The organism is Effusibacillus pohliae DSM 22757, from assembly GCF_000376225.1.
GTDB classification, from domain to species: Bacteria; Bacillota; Bacilli; order Tumebacillales; family Effusibacillaceae; genus Effusibacillus; species Effusibacillus pohliae.
In genome coordinates, this window is sequence record NZ_AQXL01000131.1 from 1 (window position 1) to 25,723 (window position 25,723).

25 protein-coding genes and 1 riboswitch are annotated in these 25,723 nt (G+C 57.7%); of the genes, 6 read left to right on the top strand and 19 right to left on the bottom strand.

The features are described 5' to 3' along the window. Nucleotides 1–177 precede the first annotated feature (177 nt). Nucleotides 178–372 (top strand): hypothetical protein, encoded by a 195-nt coding sequence (locus tag C230_RS20605; RefSeq protein WP_156807473.1) that lies wholly within the window; start codon nucleotides 178–180, stop codon nucleotides 370–372. Here the strand turns inward: C230_RS20605 and lipB are convergent. The 8 genes from lipB to C230_RS0114750 form a co-directional block, all read right to left on the bottom strand. Beyond that, a complete protein-coding gene (gene lipB / locus C230_RS0114715; protein ID WP_018132814.1) occupies nucleotides 369–1,052 on the bottom strand; it encodes a lipoyl(octanoyl) transferase LipB in 684 nt (227 codons plus the stop codon). The two genes, C230_RS20605 and lipB, sit on opposite strands and share 4 nt — an antisense overlap. A 59-nt stretch (nucleotides 1,053–1,111) precedes the next feature. Beyond that, nucleotides 1,112–2,014 carry a lipoyl synthase gene (gene lipA / locus C230_RS0114720; protein WP_407635581.1) on the bottom strand — a complete coding sequence of 301 codons (903 nt, stop codon included), beginning with the start codon at nucleotides 2,012–2,014 and terminating at the stop codon, nucleotides 1,112–1,114. A 105-nt stretch (nucleotides 2,015–2,119) separates the two neighbouring features. Further along, entirely contained in the window at nucleotides 2,120–3,526 is a 1,407-nt protein-coding gene (locus C230_RS0114725; protein WP_018132816.1) for a dihydrolipoamide acetyltransferase family protein, read from the bottom strand. 43 nt (nucleotides 3,527–3,569) lie between these two features. Further along, nucleotides 3,570–4,553, bottom strand: a complete 984-nt coding sequence (locus tag C230_RS0114730; protein WP_018132817.1) for an alpha-ketoacid dehydrogenase subunit beta — start codon at nucleotides 4,551–4,553, stop codon at nucleotides 3,570–3,572. 15 nt (nucleotides 4,554–4,568) lie between these two features. Next, entirely contained in the window at nucleotides 4,569–5,507 is a 939-nt protein-coding gene (locus C230_RS0114735) for a thiamine pyrophosphate-dependent dehydrogenase E1 component subunit alpha (protein WP_051074266.1), read from the bottom strand. Between the two features lie 179 nt (nucleotides 5,508–5,686). Beyond that, entirely contained in the window at nucleotides 5,687–7,108 is a 1,422-nt protein-coding gene (lpdA, locus tag C230_RS0114740) for a dihydrolipoyl dehydrogenase (RefSeq protein WP_018132819.1), read from the bottom strand. 93 nt (nucleotides 7,109–7,201) lie between these two features. After that, nucleotides 7,202–8,293 (bottom strand): Glu/Leu/Phe/Val family dehydrogenase, encoded by a 1,092-nt coding sequence (locus C230_RS0114745; protein ID WP_018132820.1) that lies wholly within the window; start codon nucleotides 8,291–8,293, stop codon nucleotides 7,202–7,204. Between the two features lie 253 nt (nucleotides 8,294–8,546). Next, a complete protein-coding gene (locus C230_RS0114750) occupies nucleotides 8,547–10,616 on the bottom strand; it encodes a sigma 54-interacting transcriptional regulator (RefSeq protein ID WP_018132821.1) in 2,070 nt (689 codons plus the stop codon). Between the two features lie 168 nt (nucleotides 10,617–10,784). Between C230_RS0114750 and C230_RS0114755 the strand changes: the two genes are divergently transcribed. Further along, entirely contained in the window at nucleotides 10,785–11,039 is a 255-nt protein-coding gene (locus C230_RS0114755; protein ID WP_018132822.1) for a DUF2627 family protein, read from the top strand. 10 nt (nucleotides 11,040–11,049) lie between these two features. Here the strand turns inward: C230_RS0114755 and C230_RS0114760 are convergent, their stop codons facing one another. Genes C230_RS0114760 through steA form a run of 4 tightly spaced genes read right to left on the bottom strand, consistent with a single transcriptional unit; the run spans nucleotide 11,050 to nucleotide 14,779 of the window. Beyond that, the gene (locus tag C230_RS0114760) at nucleotides 11,050–11,940 is read right to left on the bottom strand and encodes a hypothetical protein (protein ID WP_018132823.1); all 891 of its coding nucleotides are present in this window, start codon (nucleotides 11,938–11,940) and stop codon (nucleotides 11,050–11,052) included. 6 nt (nucleotides 11,941–11,946) lie between these two features. Beyond that, on the bottom strand, nucleotides 11,947–12,675 hold the full coding sequence (locus C230_RS0114765) for a glycosyltransferase family 2 protein (RefSeq protein ID WP_018132824.1): 729 nt from the start codon (nucleotides 12,673–12,675) through the stop codon (nucleotides 11,947–11,949). Between the two features lie 47 nt (nucleotides 12,676–12,722). Continuing rightward, the gene (locus C230_RS0114770; RefSeq protein ID WP_018132825.1) at nucleotides 12,723–13,598 is read right to left on the bottom strand and encodes a copper transporter; all 876 of its coding nucleotides are present in this window, start codon (nucleotides 13,596–13,598) and stop codon (nucleotides 12,723–12,725) included. Nucleotides 13,599–13,609: 11 nt separating this feature from the next. Continuing rightward, nucleotides 13,610–14,779 carry a putative cytokinetic ring protein SteA gene (gene steA / locus C230_RS0114775; RefSeq protein ID WP_018132826.1) on the bottom strand — a complete coding sequence of 390 codons (1,170 nt, stop codon included), beginning with the start codon at nucleotides 14,777–14,779 and terminating at the stop codon, nucleotides 13,610–13,612. Nucleotides 14,780–14,953: 174 nt separating this feature from the next. On the opposite strand from steA, the gene C230_RS0114780 reads away from it, so the two are divergent. From C230_RS0114780 to C230_RS0114795, 4 genes are all read left to right on the top strand, one after another. Next, entirely contained in the window at nucleotides 14,954–15,133 is a 180-nt protein-coding gene (locus tag C230_RS0114780) for a hypothetical protein (protein ID WP_018132827.1), read from the top strand. Nucleotides 15,134–15,356: 223 nt separating this feature from the next. Next, a complete protein-coding gene (gene moaD, locus C230_RS23645) occupies nucleotides 15,357–16,058 on the top strand; it encodes a molybdopterin converting factor subunit 1 (RefSeq protein ID WP_018132828.1) in 702 nt (233 codons plus the stop codon). Between the two features lie 96 nt (nucleotides 16,059–16,154). Further along, the gene (locus tag C230_RS0114790; RefSeq protein WP_018132829.1) at nucleotides 16,155–17,180 is read left to right on the top strand and encodes a ThiF family adenylyltransferase; all 1,026 of its coding nucleotides are present in this window, start codon (nucleotides 16,155–16,157) and stop codon (nucleotides 17,178–17,180) included. Between the two features lie 132 nt (nucleotides 17,181–17,312). Then, complete coding sequence (locus C230_RS0114795; RefSeq protein WP_018132830.1) at nucleotides 17,313–18,923, top strand: methyl-accepting chemotaxis protein; 1,611 nt, start codon at nucleotides 17,313–17,315, stop codon at nucleotides 18,921–18,923. 25 nt (nucleotides 18,924–18,948) lie between these two features. On the opposite strand, the gene C230_RS22675 is transcribed toward C230_RS0114795, so the two are convergent. The 7 genes from C230_RS22675 to C230_RS0114830 all read right to left on the bottom strand — a co-directional run bounded on the left by C230_RS22675 (nucleotide 18,949) and on the right by C230_RS0114830 (nucleotide 25,721). Then, nucleotides 18,949–19,101, bottom strand: coding sequence for a hypothetical protein (locus C230_RS22675; RefSeq protein WP_156807474.1), 153 nt, complete (start codon nucleotides 19,099–19,101; stop codon nucleotides 18,949–18,951). Continuing rightward, nucleotides 19,079–20,812 (bottom strand): acyl-CoA dehydrogenase family protein, encoded by a 1,734-nt coding sequence (locus C230_RS20610; RefSeq protein WP_018132832.1) that lies wholly within the window; start codon nucleotides 20,810–20,812, stop codon nucleotides 19,079–19,081. Before C230_RS20610 ends, C230_RS22675 begins: the two co-directional genes overlap by 23 nt. Before the next feature lie 29 nt (nucleotides 20,813–20,841). After that, nucleotides 20,842–22,335, bottom strand: a complete 1,494-nt coding sequence (locus C230_RS0114810; RefSeq protein WP_018132833.1) for a class I adenylate-forming enzyme family protein — start codon at nucleotides 22,333–22,335, stop codon at nucleotides 20,842–20,844. Next, complete coding sequence (locus tag C230_RS0114815) at nucleotides 22,332–22,733, bottom strand: MerR family DNA-binding protein (protein ID WP_018132834.1); 402 nt, start codon at nucleotides 22,731–22,733, stop codon at nucleotides 22,332–22,334. The genes C230_RS0114810 and C230_RS0114815 overlap by 4 nt, the downstream gene beginning before the upstream one ends. 237 nt (nucleotides 22,734–22,970) lie before the next feature. Beyond that, nucleotides 22,971–23,462, bottom strand: coding sequence for a cyclic pyranopterin monophosphate synthase MoaC (gene moaC / locus C230_RS0114820; RefSeq protein WP_018132835.1), 492 nt, complete (start codon nucleotides 23,460–23,462; stop codon nucleotides 22,971–22,973). Between the two features lie 9 nt (nucleotides 23,463–23,471). Continuing rightward, nucleotides 23,472–24,506, bottom strand: coding sequence for a GTP 3',8-cyclase MoaA (gene moaA, locus C230_RS0114825; RefSeq protein WP_018132836.1), 1,035 nt, complete (start codon nucleotides 24,504–24,506; stop codon nucleotides 23,472–23,474). Continuing rightward, nucleotides 24,500–24,657: riboswitch (molybdenum cofactor riboswitch) on the bottom strand. It overlaps the preceding gene by 7 nt. 155 nt (nucleotides 24,658–24,812) lie before the next feature. Beyond that, complete coding sequence (locus tag C230_RS0114830) at nucleotides 24,813–25,721, bottom strand: DMT family transporter (RefSeq protein WP_018132837.1); 909 nt, start codon at nucleotides 25,719–25,721, stop codon at nucleotides 24,813–24,815. Nucleotides 25,722–25,723: the final 2 nt, after the last annotated feature.

The window sequence follows — 25,723 nt, forward strand, 5'->3', positions numbered from 1 at the left end:
AGAAGAAAGGCTATGTGGTGACAAAATCAGCTGACGTCACAGCCTAATCAACTTAATTAATCCCCTTAATATGGAAGGAGAATGGGCCTCCCGGGCATCCTATTGCCCAAAAACCGAGGCAAACGATCCCCTACTGCCTCAATGATACTCTATTTTCTCATCAAACACGATGTGGTCGTGCTCAAAGAAGACGTAGCTGTACTCAAAGAAGAAGTTGCTGGGCTCAAAAACGATGTCGCCGGTCTGAAGCAAGACGTGGCCGAAATGAAAGGACAACTGGATGAAGTGACCCAATCGGCACACTACCTTGTTCACAAAACCGGCGAGCATGAAAGAGAAATCTACGTACTGAAGTTAAGACAGAATGGTTAAACGGCCACACGTTTCCACACGCATTGCACTTCAAACACCTCCGCAAACGACCGCACCCACCCGCGTTTGACTTCGTCCATTGGGACCTCGCGGCCAAGCAGTCGCTGCATCGATGTCACACCCTTGTCCACAATGCCGCACGGAACAATATGGGTAAAATGACTCAGGTCCGGCTGCACATTCAAAGCGAACCCGTGCGACGTAATAAAACTTTTGCCTGCCCTGTCGCGGCTCGCCTTAACGCCGATCGCGCAGATTTTTTCATTGCCGACCCAAACGCCGGAGAGCCCTTCGATGCGCCCGCTCTCGATTCCGTATTCCCGCAAAAAGCGGATCACCACTTCCTCCAGCATCCGGATGTACCGGCGCACATCATTTCCCCAACGGGCCAGCGGCAAAATCGGATAGCCGACCAACTGCCCCGGGCCGTGGTAGGTGACGTCGCCGCCGCGGTCCACTTCGTACAGGGAGATGCCCAACTGTTTGAGCTGCTGTTCATCCACCAGCACATGATGTTCCCCGCCCGCCCGGCCGATCGTATACACAGGCGGATGTTCCAACAGATAGACCCGGGTGGTCGATTTATCGGCCATCACTTCCCGGACCGCCTGTTTTTGCAATTCAAAGGCCGCGCCGTATTCGATTTTCCCCAGGTCGATGATCTTGCAAGTTGTCACCATCTCTTGCTCCCGCCTCCTGATAAGCAAAAAGACCCCCGCCTTGCGCGAGGGGCATGTGGTTATTTGGCATTTGCTTCCGCCTGCTGAACTTGTTCGTGCGCATGGTAGGAACTCCGCACCAGCGGCCCGGATTCGACATGCTTGAATCCCCGTTTCAGGCCTTCTTCCTTAAGCGCGGCAAATTCTTCCGGCGTCCAGTAGCGCACGACCTCGAGATGTTTCTTGGTCGGTTGCAGATACTGGCCGATCGTCATGATGTCGACATCAACTGCCCGCAAATCGTCCATCGTTTCCAGCACTTCTTCGTACCTTTCGCCAACGCCCAGCATAATGCTCGATTTGGTCGGAATGTCCGGCTGCATCTCTTTCGCCCGGCGCAGCAGTTCCAGCGACCGGTCGTATTTGGCTTTGGCACGGACTTTGTCCGACAAGCGGCGAACCGTTTCCACATTGTGGTTCAAAATGTCCGGCCGGGCATCCATCACGACCTTCAGCGCGTCCCAGTTCCCCTGAAAATCAGGGATCAGCACCTCGACCGAACACCACGGCCGCTTTTCCCGAATCGCGCGAATCGTGGCGGCAAAAATGGCAGCTCCGCCATCGTGCAAATCATCCCGCGCAACAGACGTGACGACCACGTGCTGCAGCCCCATCACTTCCACCGATTCCGCCACCCGCCGCGGTTCCTCCCAGTCCAGTTCGGTCGGCATGCCGGTCGTTACTGCACAGAAGCGGCAAGCTCGCGTGCAGATCGAGCCGAGAATCATAAAGGTAGCCGTCCGGTTCGCCCAACATTCGAAGATGTTGGGGCAGCGGGCTTCCTCGCAAACCGTATGCAGCCGGTTCCCCCGCATCAGCTCTTTCAGTTCCGTGAAATTCTGGTTGGTGTTGAGTCGTATCTTCAGCCACTCCGGCCGGCGAAGCGGTTTCGATTCTTGCGTCGTCTCGTTCAAGACGTTCAGTTCTTCCACCTGTCCCACCTCCATAGCACGACTTGGCACTTTCGTGCCAAAGCGTGACTTGTGCCCAAGTGATGGCAAAAGCGCGCGGCCGGCGGCTGTGATCGTCTAGTAAAGACTCACCTTGCTCCCGTCGAACGACTCCAACCGCTGCTTGACTGCAGTCAGGAACTTGCCGCAGACCAACCCGTCCAGCACGCGGTGATCGAGCGACAGGCACAGGTTGACCATCGAGCGGATGGCAATCGCGTCGTTTTCCAGCACAACCGGACGCTTGACAATCGATTCCATCGAGAGAATCGCGGCTTGCGGCGAGTTGATGATCGGCTGCGACAGGATCGAGCCGAATGCTCCCGTATTGTTGACGGTAAACGTTCCGCCCGAAATATCATCCGGTGCCAGTTTCCCCGCCCGCGCCTTGGCAGCCAGCTCATGAATCGCATGGGCAAGCCCGAGGATCGACATGCGGTCGGCATCCTTGATGACCGGTACAAACAGAGCATCGTCGGTCGCCACCGCAATCGAGATATTGATCCGTTTCTTTATAATAATCTTATCTCCCGCCCATGTCGAGTTCAACACCGGGAATTCCTTCAACGACTCGACGACCGCTTTGATGAAAAACGGCAGGAAGGTGAGCGAAATTCCTTCTTTTCGCTTGAACTCGTCTTTCACTGATTCACGGAATTTGACCAGGCTGGTGACATCCGCTTCCACCATCGTCCAGGCATGCGGAGCCGTATGCTTGCTTTCCACCATCCGCTTGGCGATGGTGGCCCGGATCGGGGTAACAGGAATCACCGTATCCCCCTCTTCCGCTAACCGCTCTGCCGGTTTCGCCGCCGGGGCTGCAACTGTTGCGCCATTAGCCGGCCGCTCGTCCCCGGTCTCCACAGTCGTTTTTGGTGCGGCAACCTGAACCGGAACAGATCCTGTCGCCGGTTTTGTCGGAACAGCGACCGAGGACAGGTCTTCTTCCGTTTTGATCAGCCGTTGCGCCGCTCCTCCCTGTTCAATGAAAGCAAGAACGTCTTTGCGGGTGATCCGCCCGCCTGCTCCCGTCCCCTTGATCTGTGAGGGATCCAGGTTATGCTCCTGCAGCAAACGCATCACAGCCGGCGAAAAACGGGCTCTCGCCTCCCCGTCCGCTGCTGCAAACACCGTTGCCGCATTCCCGCGGTCCGCAACTGCTGCCGGCTCGGCTGCAACCCCCTCTGCAGCCGCTCCCACCGCCGCTGCCGCTGGCGCAGCTTTTGCTTCTTCTGCCGGGACTTCCGCCCCCACCTCTTCGACGACGGCGATCACCGTGCCGACCGGGACGGTCTCTCCCTCGTGTACCAGAATTTTTGTCAAGACACCTGCAAAATCGGAGGGCACCTCCGCGTTCACCTTGTCTGTAATCACTTCGCACAGCGGGTCGTATTTGTTGATCCGGTCGCCAGGCTGTTTCAGCCATTTGGCAATCGTGCCTTCCGTCACCGATTCGCCCAGTTGGGGCATCTTGATTTCCGCCATTCGACAACCTCCTTGCATCAGGTTCACCCGTTCCGGGCTGCGTCTAGAACTCGGCCAATTTTCGCATCGCATCGGCGATCTTCGTCGGGTTCAACAGGTAGAATTTTTCCAGCGGCGGGCTGTAGGGCATCGCCGGGATTTCCGGACCGCACAGCCGCATGATCGGCGCATCCAGATCAAACAGTGCCTCTTCCGAAATGATGGCGGACACTTCGGCTCCGACCCCGCCAAATTTGTTGTCTTCGTGCACGATCAGAACTTTGCCCGTTTTTCGCGCCGCTTCCAGAATGGTTTCGACGTCAAGCGGCCGGATGCTGACCAGGTCGACCACATGCACCGAAATGCCTTCCTGCGCCAGCGCTTCCGCCGCTTCCAGACAGAAATGAACCATCAGCCCGTACGTGAAGACCGTGATGTCGGTGCCTTCCCGCTTCACATTCGCCTTGCCGATCGGCAGCACATAGTCTTCTTCCGGAACTTCTCCCTTGATCAGACGGTAGCAGCGTTTATGTTCGAAAAAAATCACCGGGTCCTCGTCGCGGATCGCGGCTTTCAGCAGGCCTTTCACCTCATACGGCGTGGAGGGCGCAACGATCTTCAGCCCGGGAACATGGTGAAAAAGCGCCTCGACGCTTTGCGAGTGATACAGCGCCCCGTGCACGCCGCCGCCGTAGGGCGCGCGAATGGTGATCGGGCAATTCCAGTCGCCGTTGGAACGGTAGCGAATCCGGGCGGCTTCCGAAACAATCTGGTTGTACGCCGGCATAATAAAATCGGCAAACTGGATCTCCGCCACCGGACGCATGCCGACCATCGCGGCGCCGATCGCCACGCCAACGATCGCCGATTCGGCCAGCGGCGTGTCCATCACCCGCTCCTCGCCAAACCGCTCGATTAAACCGGCTGTTGCCCGGAACACCCCGCCGCGCACGCCGACGTCTTCACCCAGCACAAAGACGCGCGGGTCTTTTTCCATCTCTTCGGCCAACGCTTCCGTCACCGCTTCAATGTATGATTTGATCGCCATGTTTCCCCGCTCCCCCTACTCTGCGTATACGTGAAGCAGCGCGCTTTCCGGTTCCGCATAGGGCGCTTTTTCCGCCGCTTCCGTCGCTTCATTCACTTCTTTCATGACGCGAGTCTCATACTCGTTGACCAGTTCGTCGGTCAGGATTCCTTCCGCCATAAGGTAGTTGCGAAACTTGAGAATCGGGTCGTGTTTTTTCGCTTCCTCCACCTCTTCGCGGGTACGGTAGCTGCGATCGTCGTCGTCGGACGAGTGCGGCACCAACCGGTACGTCTTCGCCTCGATCAACGTCGGTCCTTCCCCTTTGATCGCCCGCTCGCGCGCTTGTTTAAACACGCGATAGACTTCCAGCACATCGTTGCCGTCCACAATCACACCGGGAAACCCGTATCCGATCGCCCGATCCGCGACGTTCTCGCAGCCCAGCTGCTTGCTGAGCGGGACGGAGATCGCGTATTTGTTGTTTTCCACATAGAAAATCACGGGCAGCTTGTGGACGCCCGCGAAGTTGCAGGCTTCATGAAAATCCCCCTGGTTGGTCGAGCCTTCGCCCAGCGAGGTGAAGGCCACAGTCGGTTCCCGCCGCATTTTGGCGGCCAACGCGATCCCGACAGCGTGCGGAACCTGTGTCGCCACGGGCGAAGAACCGGTGACAATGCGGTATTTTTTGCCGCCGAAGTGGCCAGGCATCTGGCGTCCGCCCGAGTTCGGATCTTCCGGTTTCGCAAACGCGGACATCATCACATCGCGCGCCGTCTGGCCAAACACGAGGGCAACCCCGAGATCGCGATAGTACGGACAAACATAATCATGCTGGCGGTCGAGCGCGTAGGCAGCCCCCACCTGCGCGGCTTCCTGCCCCTGGCAGGAGATCACGAACGGGACTTTGCCCGCCCGGTTCAACAACCACTGGCGCTCATCAAGACGCCGCGCCAGCAGCATGTAGTAATACATTTCTAACAATTGCTCGTTCGTCAGGCCCAACTCTTCATGCTTGCTCACTTTGACTCCCCCCGCACGGAAGATTTCACTTTTTATGGAGCCGGTCCCGCGGCTCGGAACCGGAATTGACATGCTGCCAACCACTCGGAGATTTCCATCGGATCCCCGCCAGAGTGCTTGCCGATTAAGCCTTATATATGCAGCGCCCGGCCTTCCACCGCCAATGCAGCCTCTCCAATCGCCTCCGCCAGCGTCGGATGCGGATGGATCGACAATCCGACTTCCCATGCGGTCGCATCCAGCAGCATCGCCAGCCCCGCTTCCGAAACCATGTCTGTCACATGCGGACCGACCATATGGACGCCGAGCAGGTCATTCGTCTCAGCGTCCGAGACGATTTTGACAAACCCGTCGATTTCTCCGTTGACCAGCGCCTTGCCGATGGCGCGGAACGGAAAATTCCCGACTTTCACCTGATGCCCGCGCTCTCTCGCCTGCTTTTCGGTGATCCCGACACTGGCCACTTCCGGCCGCGAATAGGTGCACCGCGGCACGTGATCGTAGTGGATCGGATGCGGATCGAGTCCGGCGATCTTCTCCACCGCCACAATCCCTTCATGGTCCGCCACATGGGCCAACTGCAGGCCGCCGATCGCGTCTCCGATGGCAAAAATGTTGGACTCGGCCGTCTGCATAAACCGATTCACTTTGATAAAGCCTCGTTCCACACGGACTTCCGTTGCTTCCAGGCCGATGTTGTCGATCGCCGCTTCCCGTCCTACCGCAATGAGGATTTTCTCGGCCCGCAGCGTTTCCGTCCTGTCACCCTGCTGAACCTGGACCGACACTTGATCGCCTTCGATTTGTACCGTCTCCGGCAGCACCTTGGCACCGGTCAAAATTTTCATCCTGCGTTTCTTGAAGTTGCGGGCCAGTTCGTTCGCCACCTCTTCGTCTTCCTGCGGCAGAATGTGCGGCATCGATTCGACAAGGGTCACGTCACAACCGAAGTCGTTCAGCATCGACGCCCATTCCACCCCGATCGCGCCGGCACCGATAATGATCATCGATTTGGGAACTTCCGTCAGTTCCAACGCGTGGTCCGAGTTGATGATTTTGTCTCCGTCGAATGCAAGCCCGGGAAGCGCTTTCGGACGCGAACCGGTGGCGATGATCACATGATTGGGCGTCAGAATTTCAGACTCTCCATCCGGCCTTTCAACCCGCACGGCACCTGCCCGCGGCGAAAAAATGGAAGGTCCCATCACCCGGCCGAACCCTTCGATGACCGGTACGTTGTTCTTTTTCAGAAGATGCTGCACCCCTTTGTGCAGTTGCGCGACGATTTTCGATTTCCGTTCCATCACTTTTGCAAAATCGAGTGTCGGCTCGCCTGTCACAACGCCAAATTCGCCCAGCTTTTTCGCCGCCTGGAACATCTCGGCGCTTTTCAGCATCGCTTTCGACGGGATGCAGCCCTTGTGCAGGCAGGTGCCACCGACTTTTGCCTGTTCGACGACCGCGACTTTCAGCCTCAATTGGGCAGCGCGGATGGCAGCCACATAGCCGCCGGTCCCGCCGCCAACAATCACGACATCATATTGTTCCACCATATGCCCCCCTGTGAGGCCCGGCGGTGCACTGAAGCGGTGCTCCATGCGCTGCCGGGACTCGTTCGTTCCGCTGATTGATTATGGAAAAAAGCGTCACTTGCTGTGCAGGCTCCGTTCGTTCACCAGGAAGTTGCTGCGCGTCCGACGCATCGTTTCGATCCGTTGCTCCGCCAGACGATCCGCTGCTTTGTAGGTCGGAATCCCTTGCTCTTTGGCGATCTGATACACATTGAGCAGGATGTTGTAGATATTTTCGACTTTCTTGCGGGCCCGTTCCGCATTGTATCCTTCCAGTTCATCCGCCACATTGATCACGCCGCCGGCGTTGATCACATAGTCGGGCGCGTAAAGGATTCCCAGTTCCTGCAATTTGTCGCCATGCCGGTCTTCCTTCAGCTGGTTGTTGGCCGACCCGGCGATCGCCTTGCATTTCAATTGCGGAATCGTCTCGTCATTGATCACCGCGCCCAACGCACAGGGTGCGAAGATATCGCATTCCACGCCGAAGATATCGTTCGGCGCGACCGCTTGCGCCCCAAACTCTTCGACCGCACGCTTCACATTGTCTTCGTTGATGTCGGTGACGATCAATTTGGCTCCCGCTTCATACAGATGTTTGCACAAATAGTAGCCGACGTTGCCGACGCCTTGCACGGCCACGACCTTGCCCTCCAGCGAGTCGGAGCCGAACGCTTCCTTCGCCGTCGCCTGCATGCCGCGGAACACGCCGAGTGCCGTCATCGGCGACGGGTTGCCGGACGAACCGTATGTTTCCGAGACGCCGGTTACATATTTCGTTTCCTGGTGAATGATGTCCATATCGTGCACCGTCGTCCCGACATCTTCCGCCGTGATGTAGCGGCCGTTCAGGCTTTGCACGTACCGCCCCAACGCGCGGAACAGCGCTTCGCTCTTGTCAGTCCGCGGATTGCCGATGACCACCGTTTTGCCGCCGCCAAGGTTTAACCCTGCCGCCGCGTTTTTGTAGGTCATGCCGCGCGCCAGGCGCAGCGCGTCCTGAATCGCTTCTTCTTCTGTCGCATATGTCCACATCCGGCATCCGCCCAGCGCCGGCCCTAGCGTGGTGTCGTGAATGGCGATGATCGCTTTCAGACCGGACGCTTCGTCGTGGCAGAAAACCAGTTGCTCGTAGTCGTATTTTTGCATGTACTCGAAAACCTTCATGTGACCTGCCCCCTCAAGGAATTTTGCAGGGAATTGTGATCAGGTATTAATATCAACTCATGATACCTCCACCTTATCACATTCCGTTTCTGTAAGCAAAGAGGTGAACGGGGAAAAATTTGCTTCCCCGCCAGTTACTATGCAAGGAGCGTGCCAACATTTATAACAGCGATTTCAAGCGTTTTGCAGGGGTTTTTTGAACAAATTGTGAACTTCTGTTCACGTCCCTGAAATTTATTTCATGAAATAATTTTCATATCCGATCAGTCTGCTGGATTCCGTATTTCTCCAACTTGTTGTACAGATGTCGGACGGATACACCCAACATCTGGGCCGCCTTCGTCTTGTTACCGGCGCTCGCTTCCAGCGCCCGCAGGATCAGGTTTCGCTCCGTTTCAGCGACCGCCTGCTCGAGCGTCTGCAGCGTCCGGTCCGCTTCCGCTCCCGATTTTTTCGCTTCCTGCGGCTGCCGGGATTGTTGGAGTTCCGGCAGATGTTCCGCCTCAATCACCGTTTCGGTAAATTTCATGTTGATGATCGCCCGTCCCAGCACGTTTTCCAGTTCGCGGACGTTGCCGGGCCAGTCATAGGCCAACATTTTGGCAAACGCCGCGTCTGAAATCCGCTCCACATTGCGGCCGTACTCCTGATTGAACTTGCGGATCAGTTTGTGGCACAGCGGCAGCAGGTCCGTTTTTCGTTCCCGCAGCGGGGGAATCACGATCGGCAGCACGTTTAATCGGTAGTACAGATCTTCCCGAAAGCGGCCGCTGCGGATCGCCTGTTCCAGATCGACGTGCGTGGCGGCGATCACCCGGACGTCGACAGCGATCGGTTTCGACGAGCCAACCCGCAAAATCTCTTTTTCCTGCAGCACGCGCAAAATCTTCGCCTGCGTGCTGACTGACAGTTCACCGATTTCATCGAGAAAAATAGTACCGCCGGACGCCTCTTCAAACAGCCCTTTCTTGCCGCCGCGGGCGGCGCCGGTGAAAGCCCCTTCCACATAGCCGAACAGTTCGCTTTCCAGCAATGTCTCGGAGATGGCGGCGCAGTTCACCCGGATAAACTGGTTGTACCGGCGGACAGACGCGCTGTGGATCGCATGGGCGAACAACTCTTTGCCGGTTCCCGATTCCCCCCGCAGCAGCACGGTCGCCGGCGTCTGGGCCGCAATCTTCGCCTGCTCGATCGCCATCTGCATTTCGGGCGATGTCCCGATAATATCTTCGAACGTGTATTTCGCTTCCAGCTTGCGGATCAATTGTTTCGCTTCGTCCAGTTCATCCGACAGCTTCTTGATCTCCGAGATATCCTGAATCACCGCGACGCTGCCCCGCAGGTTCCCCTCGACCAGCACCGGTGCGACGTTGACCAATACTTCCTTGCGGTTGGGGCCGACTTTCATCTGCACGCCCCGCACGGGCTGGCCGGTCTGCAGGACGTGCATGTGCATGCTTTCCCCTTCCGCAATGTCGACTGTCGCCGGTTTGCCCAGCACATCTTTCTCCGTAAGTCCGGTCAAGCGGGTGTAGGCCGGATTGATCAGCAGTCCGTGCCCCTTTTCATCGACCACCGAAATCGCGTCTTGCGTCGAATGAATGATCGCGCTTAACAGCGATTGGATCTCTTTTAAGTTGGTGACTTCCTCCACCAGTTCCTGCACTTCCGTCACGTCGCGAAACACGGCGACGGCGCCGATCAGTTTCCCCGCGTCGTCGGTGACCGGCACCCGGTTGGTGATGATCCTCGTATCCTCCAGCCATTGCAGTTGGTTCAACTCCTGCTGCCCCGATTGCAGCACCAGATGCAGCCGCGTGTTGGGGATCACCTCTTGTGCGGGATAGCCGATCGCATCCTCCGAACGAATGCCCATGATCCGCTCGGCTGCCGCATTGAACAGCGTGATGATGCCGTTTTGGTCGACTGCGATCATGCCGTCGTGCGTGGAATTCAAAATCACGTCCAGCTCATGCCGCTGCTGCGTCAAGCGGCGGATCAGCCGCTCCTTCTCTTCGATCAGCGACATCAGCAATTGGGCGATGTCCCCTGGAATCAGGATCACGTGTGCCGGCAAACGTTCGAGGATTTTTTGATACGCTTCGCCGGAACCGGTCGCCTCAATCACAAGGTCCAACGCTTCCGTCAAAAACGGCTCAAACGTCCGGCCTGTCGGAATGCCCAACTGGCGGGCCAACTGGATGCCCGGCGCCTGGTCATCCAGGTCGATCACGCCTACCACCTGAACCTGCCCCCTTTCCGTCAACACCCGAAGAATCGACGAGCCGCCCTTGCCGGCTCCAATCAACAATACCCGCTTCATACATCCTCACCCAGTCTTATATATGAAAAAAATTTCAGGAAATATTCTTCATACACATTCTAACACAATCCAGCAGCCAGGAAAGTTGAAACATCCGGCAAAATCCGGAAAATCCCTTGTGCAAGCCGGTTTGATCTTGTATATTGAAGCAAGAAAGGAAGGATTACGATGCTGCGGTTGGTTTCCTGGCTGATTTTGATCGGGATTTTTCTGCTGTCCGGATACGGACTGAATCTGATCCGGGTTGCCGTGATGGACTCGATCAGCAATCCAGCCGCCGTCGTCTGGTGGCGGATTTTGCTCGGCTCGATTTTGATGCTCGGCGGGCTTTTCTTCCTCGGCGGATTCATCTACTACCGCGACAAAAAGCGCGGTCTGGTCCGCAAGCCCGCCTGGAAACTGCAGAAGGAGCGGGAAAAATAAGGCGCGTCTGTCATTGCGCCTCATCCCGCCCCAGTTCGTCCATCCATGTCAGCCACCTGTTCTGTTCGATCAGTTTGCTCAACGAACGGGATTCCGTATACCAGTGCAGACCGGCGAGGACTGCAAGCACTCCCGCCGTGGCTGCCAACCCGAATGATCTGACGATCGCATACCCCAACATGCCTCCGATAAAATTGGCGCCCACATCCCCCATCATCGCTCTGCCCCTGAGATCGGCCGGAAAATAGGCGGCTACCGCACCGGCCAGCAACAGCAGCAACACCGATGCATCGAACGGCACAAACCATAGCAATCCGCCAATTTTCAACAAACTGGCTTTCAATGCTCGGCCGGGGCGGACATCCAAAAGATTGATCCAATTGGCCATCAGCGCGATCACCAGCCCGTCCAGTAAAATCGACAGCACCAGCTTACCGTTCCAATCCGCGTGTTCCGCCGGCGACGCGGCCACCGCCGCCCCCAACGCAAGCATCAGACCGCCGGCTGCCTTCAATAGACCGGTTGTAACTTCGCCTTCCATCACCCATTTTCGCAAATGTCCTTTCAGACCGGCCGCTTCGCGCGATCCGACCATGTCGTCCAACAGACCGAGAAATCCCATGCCAACCGCCAACAGAAGAGCCTGTTCGATGCCTGTGTCAAGCCGCACAAGCTTGTCAACCAGCAGCACCGGCACCCCTGCAGCCAGAAACGCCAACACCATGATCGCTCCGGCGCTCACCGGGATCCGCTCTCCTTTGTAATTGGGGCGCAACCACCCGGCTTTCGCCGCCATCCGGCAATAGGCGGGCAGCAACCGGCGGGTCACAGCCGCACTGACCAAACAACCCGCAGCCGACATTCCGAAACAGATCAAGTCTGTCTGCCCCAAGCCCCCCACCGGCCATCACCTCCACCCGGCTGTCGGCCGTTCCACTTCCCGGTCAACGTCCGGCAGCGCCGGGGAATCGTTCCAACACTCCAGCAGCGCCCGCAAAACGTGCAAAAATTGCCTGCCCCGATGCAGGAACCCGCGTATTGTCCGCCCGTATTCGCGGTTGTGCATCGCAACCGGCACTTCCACCACCCGCCAGCCGGCCCGCAACGCATCGATCGTCATCTTCACCTCCGCACCGTACCCGTCAGCGATGTTGAGCTGCCGGGCCAATTTTTTGCTCAGCGCCCGCTGACCCGACAACGGCGCTTCTGCAGAAAAACCGGTCAACCGCCGGATCCCCCAGCGCGCGATCCCCTTCACCATTCCGAACCCTCCCTTCCCCTGCAGCGGCGGAAACACGCCGACCGTCATGTCAGCCTCCCCGTTTGCCACCGGTTCGATCAGTTTCTGAATCTCCACCGCCTGCTCGCCCATGTCGGCGTCCACCACGGCCACAATTTCGCTCTGAATCGACTGCAGGCCGGTTTTTAACGCCTGCCCCTTGCCGTAATTTTTCCCGTGCCACACCACCCGTGCCCCCGCCCGCAGCGCTTCCGATATGGTGTCGTCGGTCGAACCGTCATCGACCACCAGAATTTCCGCCACTTGCGGCAGGGAACGGACCGCCTGAATCGTCATCCGGATCCGCTCCGCCTCGTTATAGGCGGGAATCATCACTCCCACACGCACGCTTTCCACCTCCGTTATCCTCCTGCTTCGATCCGACAGGAGACCAAGATTGAACGCTACGAATTGTCCAACGGCGGGATCAAAGATTCGGCCGTTGGCTTGACGCCAAAATGGCCCTGTTTGCCATTGATCAGCTCAACCAGCGACAGTAGCCCGCTCGCCTGATCGCAGTTGTCGACCGTCGGGATGCCAAGGCTGCGATAGGCCGGCACGATCGAAGTTTCGTTGTCCGACCGCTCCGCCCCGACAATTCGCACATTTTGTTTGCGAATCTCTTTTAGCAAAGGGATATCGAACAACTGCAGCCGCGCTTGCGAATTTTTGCCGAGTCCGCCGAGCACCACCACCGCGTCCGGCCGGCCCCCCAATTGGCCGCGGATCTGCACCCACCCGCTGTCCTGCAAAAAATCCGCCCAGGCGGCAGAAGCCGTCCCGGTAATGCTGTTCGCCAGCGATTGCGCCGAATGGGAGTAGATGGCGGCACCGCCCGTCTCCGCGGGAATGCCGAGGCCCTGCGCCAACGCCGGCAACGTCGACCCGTCGAGAAACGAGTCCGGGTCTTTCAGTTTGACCGTCGCCAGAATCTGGGCGCCCGCGTTTTGCAGCCAGCCGGCGATTTTCGTCGCATCCGCTTTTTCCAGTTGAACGAGCACGATTCTTTTGCCGGCCAGCTTGTCTTTCACGTACGGATCGCCCAGCTGCCGGATCGCCTGGTCGTACTGGTTCGTCTGCCGCGTCAGCTCCGATACCTTGCGCATCCATTTCGAGTTTTCGGCCCGCAGCCCGTTGTATTTTTCTTCCAGACGATCCAAGAGCGCCACCTGTTCCTTCGGAAACAGCTCCGGTCCAACCGCCCCGCCCAATAAAATGCCGATCCCCAGCGCCATGAACACGGCGATGACCGTCACGAGGTGATAGCGGAATCCGTACATCCGGCCACCTCCTATGCGAACAACAGTTTCAGTTTCCAGTACAGGATCCGCAGGATATTGCGAACCACCGGATTGACTGCCGCCAGCACCGCCACCGGCAGCAGCGTGGCCAGTATCACCACCAGCACCCCATTCCACGAAACACGGGTCTGGTACAGCTGACTGACTCCTTTCGCGTCCACCAGTTTCGGCCCGACCCGCAGCCGTGTCAAGAGAGTGCTGGCCATGCCCTTGCGTCCTTTTTCCAGAAAATCGACCATATTCGTATGCGTCCCCACGGCGACGATCAGTTCGGCCCCCAGCTCGTGCGCGACAAGCATGGCGATGTCTTCACTGGTACCGGGAGCGGGATATTTGTGCGCGCGCAAACCGAGCCGCTCGATTCGTTGCAGCCCCGGCGCCCTGCCGTCCAGATACGCGTGCACCAGCAGCTCCGCCCCGCAGGCCAACCCCGCATCGGAGACAGAATCCATGTCGCCAACGATCAGATGCGGGCGAAAACCGGCCTGCAGCAAGGCGTCCGCCCCGCCGTCCACCCCGATCAGCACCGGTTTTTGCTCCCGGATGTAATGGGAGATCGCCTGCAAATCTTCCCGGTACGTACTGCCACGTACAACCACCAGCACGTGCTTGCCGCGGATGCGGGTCTGCAAGTCCGGCACCGGCAGCGGTCCGAGAAAAAAATCTTTTTCCCGGCCCGCGTATTGCAGGGTGTTATCGAGAAACCGCCGCAATTCGGTGGGCGCGTTCGATTGGGCCAACTCCATGCGGCGGCCGATCTCCCCGCTTGTCAACACTTCAGCCCTTCCCGCGTAGCGATCCCACACATACAAAACACCGTCGAGAATGGTCATCCAATCCCCGTCATGCACCCGATCGATCAGGCTTTGCCCGCTGTCTTCCTCCGGCTCGGCGTCGAGCAGCGGGATGCCCGCCTGCAACAAAAGCAACGGGCCGCGATTTGGGTAGCGCCCCGTCATCGAACATCGCGTATTGACAACCGCCGCGACGCGGGCTTCAATCAACCCTTGCGCCGCGATTTCATCCAGATCTTCGTGTGCCAGCACGGCGATCTCCCCAGGCTGCAGGCGCGGGATCAGCCGCTTGGTTTTCAAATCGCATCGCACGGGCCCGGCTGCCCGAACCTGACCGGCGGACGCCCGCTGCGGAAGAATCGCCATCTCAACCATGCCCTTCTGACGGATTCTCTGTCATTCTTTGGCATTAGTATGGATTTCCAGCCAATGTTTCATACAAAAACAGAGCGGTTTGTTGCAGCAAACCATGGCATTACATAACTCCGGCGGTTCCGTGCATTCTATGGGTAAATTCAGGCAAGATGGAGGGATTGCACGATGGGATACGATGATGTGCATTTTCAAGGAGAAAAAGACGCGGCGGAGGAAATGGACCGCATGGAAAACGAAGGCGGGGGTGTGGTGATGCAGAACATCCCGAACGCCGGGCCGGTGCAGCGAGGTGAACTGGTCGAGGTGGAAGGGGAACCTGGCAAGGCGGAAACGGGCGGGGAGTGACAATTCCTCGCCCGTTCACTTGACTTCCCGCACGAAATCGCAGCTTTTGACGCTTTTGGCTGAAAGCCCGGCGCATCGCCATTCTTGCTGCAGGAAAGCGGACACGGAGAGAGTTGCCCGAAACATGCAGTCGACTACCAAATTCGGTACCAATCGTTTACCCTATTGATTAGGGAAGAAACTGCTAGTATGATATGATATGTTTTGAACAGGGGGAATCGACATGGAGCATACAATCCGTTTTTTTGCCGGCGTCGCCGAGGCAACCGGACATCGCGAATACACCGTTCGCTTGCAGGAAGGAGCGACGGCCGGCGATTTGCTGGCCAAGCTGCAGGCCGATTTTCCAGCCGCGGCCGAACTGCTGGGCCGATGCTTTGTGTCGGTCAATCAGGAATATGCGGATCGCGCCACCGTGATCCGGGAAGGTGACGAGCTGGCTGTGATCCCCCCCGTATCTGGCGGTTCCGGGAACGATCCGCGGTTTGAAATCACGACAGAGCCCCTGTCATCCGACAGGCTGATCCGAAAAGTGTCCAACCCTTACGCGGGCGCTGTCCTGACATTTGTCGGCACGGTCCGTGAGTTTACCAACGGCCAGCGCACCTTGCATCTGGAATACGAAGCCTATCCGCAAATGGCGGTCAAGAAAATGGCGGAAATCGCCGCCGAAATCGAAGCAAAATGGCCCGGCACGCAAGTGGCCATCAGTCACCGCATCGGCAAACTGGAGATTGAGGAAGCGGCCGTCGTCATCGCGGTCGCCACTCCGCACCGGGCAGCCGCGTTTGAAGCGGGAAGGTATGCGATCGAACGGTTGAAACAGATCGTGCCGATCTGGAAGAAAGAAGTGTGGGAAGATGGCTCCGAGTGGAAGGGACACCAGCAAGGCCCCTGGAATCCGCTCGCCCATCCGTTGGAATAATCGACTTGCGAAAAATCCAATCCGGGCGTGGCGGGGATTGCCGCATCTACTCGCAATCCGCTGGAACAACCGTACCTGTGCAGGAGGTGATTCGCCATGGACCATATGCGTTATTCGAGACAAATCCTGTTCGCCCCGATCGGCGAGTCGGGTCAACAAAAATTGCTCAACAGCCGGTTGGCGATCGTCGGCATGGGCGCGCTCGGCACGGTGCTGGCGAACCACATGGTCCGGGCGGGCGTCGGTTTTGTCCGTCTGATCGACCGCGACTTTGTCGAAGAAAGCAATCTGCAGCGGCAAATGCTGTATGACGAGAACGATGCACGGGAGGGAATTCCGAAAGCGGCTGCAGCAGCCGACAAGTTGCAGCGGATCAATTCCGGCGTCGAGGTGGAGCCGGTAATCGCCGACCTGACGTGGCAAAATGCGGAGAGGCTGTTGGCGGATGTCGATCTGGTGCTGGACGGAACCGATAATTTTCAGGTTCGCTTTCTGATCAACGACGTTTGCGTCAAGCACGGGATCCCCTGGATCTATGCTGGCGGTGTCAGCGCTCATGGGATGACGCTCACGATTCGCCCCGGCGAGACGCCCTGTTTGCGCTGCCTGTTCGATTCACCACCGGCGCCGGGCAGCACGCCGACATGCGACACAGCGGGCGTAATCGGCCCCTTGATTCATATCGTCGCGTCGTTTCAAGCGGTCGAGGCGATGAAACTCCTGGTTGGTGATCACGCGGCGCTGCGCCCCTCGATGCTGCATGTCTCGCTTTGGGACCACCACCTTTCGGAGGTGAATGTGAAAGGCGCCAGACGGCCCGATTGTCCGTGCTGCGGCATGCGGCAGTTCGACTATTTGGAACCGCGGTCCGGCACGGAAGCGACCAGTCTGTGCGGTCGCGACACAATCCAAATCTCGCCGCAAGCGGAGATGCAGCTCGATCTGGATGCCCTCCAGCGCAGGCTGTCCCCGCTGGGTGCAACCGAACGGAACAAATTTTTGCTGCGTTTCCAACCGGGCGAGCAAAAACTGGTGATTTTTCCGGACGGCCGTGTGCTGGTGCAGGGAACGTCCGATCCGGCTGTCGCCCGCACCCTCTACGCAAAATATATCGGGATGTAGACGGTTCCCACCGGTTCAGGTGGGACCTTTTTTCCTGCGTGATGAAGCAAACAGACAGGAATGTTCAATTTATTTGCGAATTGAATAGAGTAAGGAGTTCCGCAATTCGACCAACACCGGGGGGAATCTCACGTGAAAGTGTCTTCCAAACTGGAAAAACGGGCATTGGCGAAAGTGCAGGCGGCAGCAGACGAACTGGAAAGAATATTGGCCCAGCGGACGCTGGAAGAGGCGACTCCCGAGCTGCGCGAACAGCTCGACCGCCATCTCGACGGAGATGAGTATTTCGTGCTCGTGTCGCGGGAAAATGGGCTCGCCGTATTACATACCAACCGCTTGCGGGAAGGAATGCACTTTTTCAATTCGAAAATGGAGAAAACAGCCGCCCAGACGCTGCAGCCGATCGCGCAGCCGTATCACCGGGACACGGGCGAATTCCTGCTGGATGCAGCGGCGCCGGTGCGGATCAATGGAAAGCCAGCCTACAACCTTCGGTTGGGGATCATCATCCGGTCCGCCTCGCTCGGCTGGAAAATCCTCGGCGCCTGCGCCGCGCCGACCCTACTGGCCGCAGCCGGAATCTGGGTGGGCGATTCGCTGCTGCTGCGGACGATTTTTACGGCTGTCTCCCTGTTGCTTGCGATCCTCGCAAGCCGGTTGATGTTCCGCGATTTTTTGCGGAATTGGAAACAGTGGATGGCGGTTACCAAATCGGTTTCCTCCGGCAAACTGACAAAACGGGCGGAAACGGGCCGGCGCGACGAATTCGGGCAAATGGCGTTTGAAATCAACAAACTGGCGATCGGCATGCAGAATATCCTGAAGGAGCTGCGCAACGCCTCCGTTTCCACGCAGGACATCAGCGGCAAACAGGAACAGATGGTGCACGACCTGGTGGCCGCTTCCCAACAGTTGTCCGCCAGCCTGCAGCAGATGAGCAGCGGTTCGCAGCAGCAGACCGGTCTGGTGCGGGAGACGGAACAAATTTTGAAACAGATCGCAAGCAAAATCAGACAGGCGGGCGCCGACCTGCAAGCGACCAGCCAACTGTCGCAGGAAGCGGAAAGCGTGGCGAAGCAAGGCATGGAAAAAACGAACACGTTGCAGGCGCAAATGCAACGAATTCAAGCGGCCAGCCTGACGGCCGAAGCGTCGATGCAAGAGTTGGAAAAACAGGCGGCAGGCATTGAGCAAATGATTCGTGACATCCGCGAAATCGCCGAGCAAACCAATCTGCTGGCGTTGAACGCGGCAATCGAGGCTGCCCGTGCGGGGGCCGAAGGCAGAGGATTTGCCGTGGTAGCGGATGAGGTGCGCAAATTGGCGGCGCGCTCCGATGAAGTGGCGTCGGGCGTGATGCAACTAGCGGGAGCGATCATGCTGAAGTCGAATCAGGCAGCCACCATCGTGCAGGAGGAACGGCTGGAAGTGGAGCAGGGAATTCGGCTGGTGCAGGAATTGCAAACGTTGATTCAGACCCTGACAGACAAATCTTCGGTCACCGCCGTTCAAACCACCCGCAACTCGACCATCATGGCAGACGTGTTGCGCAGCGTCGATGACATTGAATCGCGCATTGAAAAAGTCCGGGAGATTTCCGACTCGTTCACCCTGTCTGCGCAAGAAGTAGCCGCAGCCGGCGAAACGCAATACAATGCGACCGAACAACTGGCCGATCAAACGGCCCGCCTGCGGAACGTTTCCGACAAAATCCACCAGATTGCAGAACGGTTTGAGGTATGACCTAAGCCGGCCAAGTTGCATCCGGCTAGTCGAAAGGACAGCCCCCTTGGCTGTCCTCGAAATGGGTCAACGCGACCAGATCAAAATCGTGTGTCCGGTAAAAATCAGCCAAGTCGCGCAGCAAACTCTGCGGACCGATATCGATCAGCATCCCATCATCGGCGTTCCCTTTCCTCACCGGCCCAGACTGCAAACTGTACAAGCGAACGAAACGCGCTGTCCGAAATCGTCCGCCCGGCCAAAATTTCGCGTTCCCGGTCCGGTCGCACACTCAACCGGCACCAGTGCTCGACTGCCAGCAACCTTCTGCCGTCTCCGTCCGTCTGCAGATCGTACTGCGCTTCCTCCAGCAGGTGGATGGCGCTGTACACATCGTACATCGCGTCGGCCAATTTTTTCGCCACCGCCGTCTGGGTCAGTTCATCCTCGGCCAGGATGTGGCGGATCAGGTGTTCCACCCGATCGGCGACTTCCGTCAAGGTCTGTTTCAGCTCCGCCGGTTTCGGATGCTCGATTTGCGCCAACGTACTGCGGAGGTCTTCAATGAACGGCTCACCTCCCCCTTTTTGCAGCGTTTTCAACACCTCCAGCGCCTGGATGTTCGCCGTTCCTTCCCACACCGGATTGACCACCGCGTCGCGCAGCAACCGCGGCGTCACATATTCTTCGATATACCCATTGCCCCCGTGCAGTTCCAGTGAACGCTTGGCCGCCGTCACTCCCAGTTCGCTGCAGCGGTATTTGGCAAGCGACAGTAGGATGCGCAGCAGCTTGTAATCGGCCTCCGTACCGGCACCGTACGTGTGCACCCGGTCAAACTGCTGGATCATTTGGGCGACGATCGCCCAGCCCGCTTCAATCTCGGTGATCAGATCGGCTAATGTTTCCTGCACCATCGGGAACCGGTTGATTTTGCTGCCGAACGCCGTCCGGTGGCTGGTGTAAATGGCCGCTTCCAGAAACGACCGCCGCGCGATCGCCAGGCCGGCGAGGGCCGTTCCAAGCCGCGACACGTTCAACGCTTCCGCCATGTATTTGAATCCTTGATCCGCTTCGCCAATCAGATAGCCGACCGCCTGGTTCAAAATCAGTTCGCCGCTCGCCACCGCCCGCACCCCAAGCTTGTCTTTCAGCCTGCGGATCGACACCCGGTTGCGGCTGCCGTCAGGCAGCGTTCGCGGCAGCAGGAACAGTCCGAGCCCCTTGGTGGAAGGTTTGTCATTCACCCGCGCCAGGGTGATCGCCACTTCGGCGTCACAGTTGCTGGCAAACCATTTTTCGCCGGTGAGCAGATAGTGATCCCCGTTTTTGACAGCGACCGTCTGGGTGGCTCCCACATCGGATCCGCCCTGGATTTCCGTCAGGAATGTGGCGCCTTGCGCGATCGTTGCCGGATCGGTCGAGGCCAACCGGGTCAAATAGTTCCGCTTCTGTTCCTCGGAACCGAACTTCTCCAGGACAAAGGCGACCGACTGGGTGAGCCCGACCGGACAGGTGAAACCTGGCTCCGCTTCGCAGAGCAGGTACAACAGGATGGAATTAACAAAAAAAGGGATTTTCTCGGGCGCATTCTGATCATACCGATAGGCCACCACCCCGGTCCCGTATCCTTCCTGCACCGTTTTCAGATACCCTTCGTTGTACCAAACCTCGTTGATCTCCTCCCCCCGCCGGTTGTATCGAATCAGCCGCGGAGCGCCCTCGCGGTCCGTATGTACCGCCCGCCGGTCGATCGGCCCTGCAGCAAGCGCCCCCGTGTGCATAAACGTTTGTTCCACATAATGATAGACCGCCTGCGGCAGGTACCGTTTCGCGTACCGCGTGAGAATCGGATCATCCGAGTACCAGTTGGCGTCGTTGCCTGTCTCCCATTTTTCGTAATCGATCATCCCGCTCTTCCTCCTTTTTCCTTATGAATCTACAGGTGCTTAACCTGCTGTTTGAGGATCTTTCCACTGGCGTTGCGGGGGAGTTCCTGCACGAACGAATACAACCGGGGTCGTTTGTAATCCGCCAGGTAAACGCTTACAAAATCCCGTAATTCCGCTTCCGTCACATCTCCTTTCGGCACGATCACCGCCTTTACCGTCTCGCCCCATTCGTCATGCGGTACGCCGACAACGCACGATTCGAGCACCGCAGGGTGCCTGGCCAGCACTTCTTCGATTTCCCGCGGATAGACATTGACACCTCCGGTGATGATCACATCCTTTTTGCGATCGACGATATAGACGTACCCCTCCTCATCCCGGTAAGCGATATCCCCGGTAAGCAGCCAGCCGTCCCGGATTACCTCGCTTGTCGCCTGCGGATTGTTGTCGTACCCGAGCATCAGGCTGTCGCCTGTCAACACGATCTCCCCGTATTCGTTGGGAGCCGTGTCGCTGCCGTCAGGCCGCACGACCCGCATTTCCATGTTCACCGACGGACGCCTGCCAATGCTGCCCGCTTTCGTCAAATGCTCGTGCGGACGCAGCATACACCCGTTCGGCCCGGCCTCCGTCAAACCGTACACCTGATAGAAATTATCGTTTTGAAACGCTTCCCGCACTCGCTGGTAGGAGGCAAGCGCCAACGGCCCTCCCCCGTATGCGAACACCCGCATGCTGGACAAATCGTATTCCCTCAGGTTGGGTTCTTTGGCTACAAGCAGGTAGGCCACGGGAGCTGCAAACGTAAACGTGGTCTTCTCTTCTTGGATCCACTTCAAAAACGACTGCGGCGTGAAATCTCCCAACACGTGCGAAGCTCCACAATACAGGCCGCTGACAAAAATGCAGTTCAGCGGAAATGAGTGGGACAGCGGCATCAGGGTTAATATCCGATCGTCGAAAGAAAGCTGGAATTCAATCGAAATCATCGTCGCCGCCGCCAGAATCCGTTCGTGGTTGAACATTGCCCCCTTCGGAACGCCGGTCGTCCCAGATGTGAAGAGAATTTTGCACACGTCCCGGGAATCGATCGGCAAGTTGAGATTGTCCGGGGCGCAGAACGCTGCGGCAACTGCCCCATCCTCGATGCAGATCAGGTGCTGAACCGGGTAGAACTCGCACAATCCGTCTACCGTTTTGGCCAGATCTTTTTCAAACAGGATGCCCTTTGCCTGGGAATTGCGCAAGAGCACAGCGAGTTCCGGGGTCGTCAGGCGGGCGTTGACCGGCATCACGATGCATCCAGCCTTGAGCAGTGCGAAATATGCGTATAAAAAATTTTCATTGTTGCGAGCGAGGATCATCATCCGGTCACCGCGCCCGATGCCGCTTGTTTGCAGCCACCGCGCAATCCGGTTGGCCGCCTCGTTCATTTGCGAATAGGTGAGACGCTTGCCGGAACTGATGAACGCTTCCTTGTCAGGAAACTTGCGGGCGTTTCGTTCCAGCAATCCATGGATGGTCGGTGCGGGTTGGCTCATTCCGATTCCCCTTTCGTTTCTGTTTCCTTCAGAAACTTTTCCCGGTTGGCCAAAATATCCGCTTTCAGCATTTCCAGCTCGGCGATTTTCTCGTCGATCTCCCGCAGTTTTCGGTCCGCATACGCGAGGATCCGCCGCCTCTCCTCCTCGCCCGTCGGATTCGACTCGTACATGTCCACCATCTCCTTGATCTCCTGCAGGCTGAACCCCAGCCGCTTGCCGCGCAAAATCAGTTTCAGCCGGCGGCGTTCCGTGTTTGTGTAGTAACGCTGCTGGGTGGGACTCGCCCGCGTTTCGGAAGCCAGCAAGCCGACCTCTTCGTAATAGCGGATCGTGCGCGGGCTAATGTCAAACATGGCTGCCAGTTCGCTGATTGAATAAAGACGCTCCTGTGACATGGCGACCTCCGCAAGTTGACGTTAACGTAAACTTACCATCATATTATTTTGATAATTCTTTTTTGTCAAGCAAAATTTTCTCTACCCAAGTGTCAGCGCGAGCACGTCTATGGAAATAAACGGGAGGAATGACGAAGGGGTTTCATGATGTGCAATTTCGAAGTGAAAAAACGTAGCAGAGGAAATGAAGCGCATGGAAAATGAGAAAGGTGGAGAGCAGGGGGATGTGTCGGCATTTCACCCCTGCTCGCCTCCCCGCACAAAATCGCCGCTTTTACCGCCTTTTTTCTCCAGCAGGCAGACGTTGGCGATCACCATCCCCTTGTCGATCGCCTTGCACATGTCATAGACGGTAAGCGCCGCTACTGAAACGGCGGTCAGCGCTTCCATCTCGACGCCCGTCACGCCCGTCACTTTGGCTGTGGCGTATATGTCCAGCGCGTTTTCGTCCGGTTGCGGTTCAAACCGGATATCGACTTTCGTCAGTGGCAGCGGATGGCACATGGGGATCAGATCGGCGGTCTTTTTCGCCGCCATGATGCCCGCCACCTGGGCCACCGCCAGCACGTCCCCTTTTTCCATCGATCCTTCTCGAATGCGGGCGAGCGTCGCCGGCTGCATAACGATTCGCGCATACGCGGTCGCCGATCGTCGGGTGACCGGTTTGTCGGTAACATCCACCATGTGCGCCCGTCCTTGCTCGTTAAAATGGGTCAACTCCTTGTTCATGCTTCTCTCCTACCCGCCTATCTGCGACATGCGGCGTTCCGTCGGCTGATGGCTGAGCCGCTCCCCGAACAGCACTTTCGCCATTTCGTGGGTTTCCGGTTTGATGTCCAGCGCCCGGAAAAACAGGTCGGCCAGCGCCTGCTCATCGCCGATATAGTTCCGCACGTTGAACTCGTCCTGCCAGAACAGGCAGGGCTTAAGATTTCCGTCAGCCGTCAAACGCAAACGGTTACACCGTTCGCAAAAATGGTCGCTGACCGGATGGATCAGGCCAAACGTTCCTTTGGCACCCGGCAGCCTGAAATACTCGGCCGGTCCGTTTCCAAACACGGCTGCCTCCGGTTGGGGTGTCAGCCCCAAGGCCAGACAGCGCTCTTTTACATAGTCGAGCGGCAGGTATCGGTTTCGCCATCCGTCATCGTCATGGCCGATCGGCATGTACTCGATAAAGCGGATGTGGATCTCCCGTTCCATCGACAGCCGCAAAAAGTCATCCACTTCATCGTCGTTGAACCCTTTCATCAGAACCACGTTCAGTTTGATCGGGTGAAAGCCAACGCGAAACGCCGCTTCCAACCCGGCCAGCACCTTGCTGATATCACCGCCTCGGGTGATTTGCGCAAACCGGTACTGGCGCATCGAATCGAGCGAAATGTTGATCCGCGTGATGCCCGCTTGTTTCAAAGCTTCCGCTTTCGGCGCGAGAAAAATGGCATTGGTGGTCAAGGCGATGTCCTCGATTCCGGGAATCGCCGCCAAACGTGCCACCAGTTGTTCCACATGCGGCCGCACCAGCGGTTCGCCGCCAGTGAGACGCAGTCGGCGCACTCCCAATTTTGCCGCGACACGCACCACCGCCTCGATCTCGTCAAACGTCAGATGCTTGCCGTTCTCCATAAACTGCATGCCCTCTGCCGGCATGCAATAGACGCAGCGCAGGTTGCAACGGTCCGTCAAGGATATCCGCAAATAATCGTGCACACGCCCAAACCTGTCCGTCAACAACCGGTTTTCCGCCGCTGTTGGCGCCCTCAATGGTTCCATTGTATCAATCTCCTTTCCAAATCGGGAGGACACAGCGTTTCCCCTGTATCCCTTTCGGTCCGACCTCCATGGCGGGAAAATCAACCGGCCAAAAATCTGGCGGCCCGCTGATTCCCGCTGTAGGAAAGCCGACTCGGAGATAGCTGCTGCTGATGGGATGCCAAAACGGAGTTGCCCAATATGCAGTTGGACTACCAGTTTCGTTGGCAGTATTATACCATAGGCTTGGCGCCCCCTCTATTTTGCCGCTTTCTCGAGAACAGCTGTTTCGATCATGGTAAGGGAGACGGCGGAGTATCCTCTTCCTCACGCCGCCGTTTTTTGTTTCTTTGCCAGCGACAACGGTACCCTCCCATTCGCCGTGAACAGATACACGCCGCCGATCACCAGCACAGTGGCGGCCAGCTGCACCAACGTCAAATGCTCACCGATCAGAAAATAAGCCAGGACGGCCGTAAAAACCGGGTTGAAGTTGAGAAACATCCCTGCCCTGGTGCCGCCCACCCGCTGCACGCCCAGATTCCAAAACACCATCGCCAGTACGGTTGCGCCCAGACTGACATACAGGCTCGCAATCCAGAAGCCCAAATCGGCGCTGTCAATGGCAAACGAAGGCAGGTTCAACGGCAGCAAAACCAAAACGCCGAAAACGCCCGCCCACAAGGTGGACATATACGGCGAGACGTACTGCATCGCCTTGCGGCCGGCAACCGAATAGAGGCCCCAGGTGGCGACTGCCGCCAGCATGAACAGATCTCCGCTGTTCAAGCGAAACTGCAGCAACTTCGAGAAGTCACCATGGGAGATCACGGCCACCACCCCGAACAAGGAGATGCACATGCCGGCGAGTTGGCGCGGCGACATTTTTTCATGCAGGATGAAAAATGAAGCGATCGCAATCGCCACCGGATTGAGTGCCGACAAGAGGCCCACGTTGTCGGCGGACGTCCGTTCCAAAGCCAGAAACATGAAAAGATTGAACAGCACGACGCCCGTCAGGCCCATCAGGAACAGAGGCCACACCGCCTGTTTCGGCGGCAGCAGACGCCGGTCGATCAGCCAGACGACCGGCACCAGGCACACAATCGCCCCCAGCCAGCGCATGCTGGTCAGCGTCAGCGGCGATGCGTGACCGACGAGAAATTTTCCCGCGACAAAATTTCCGGCCCAGAGAACGCTCGTGCACATCAACAGCCCATAAAACAGAATTTGCAAGT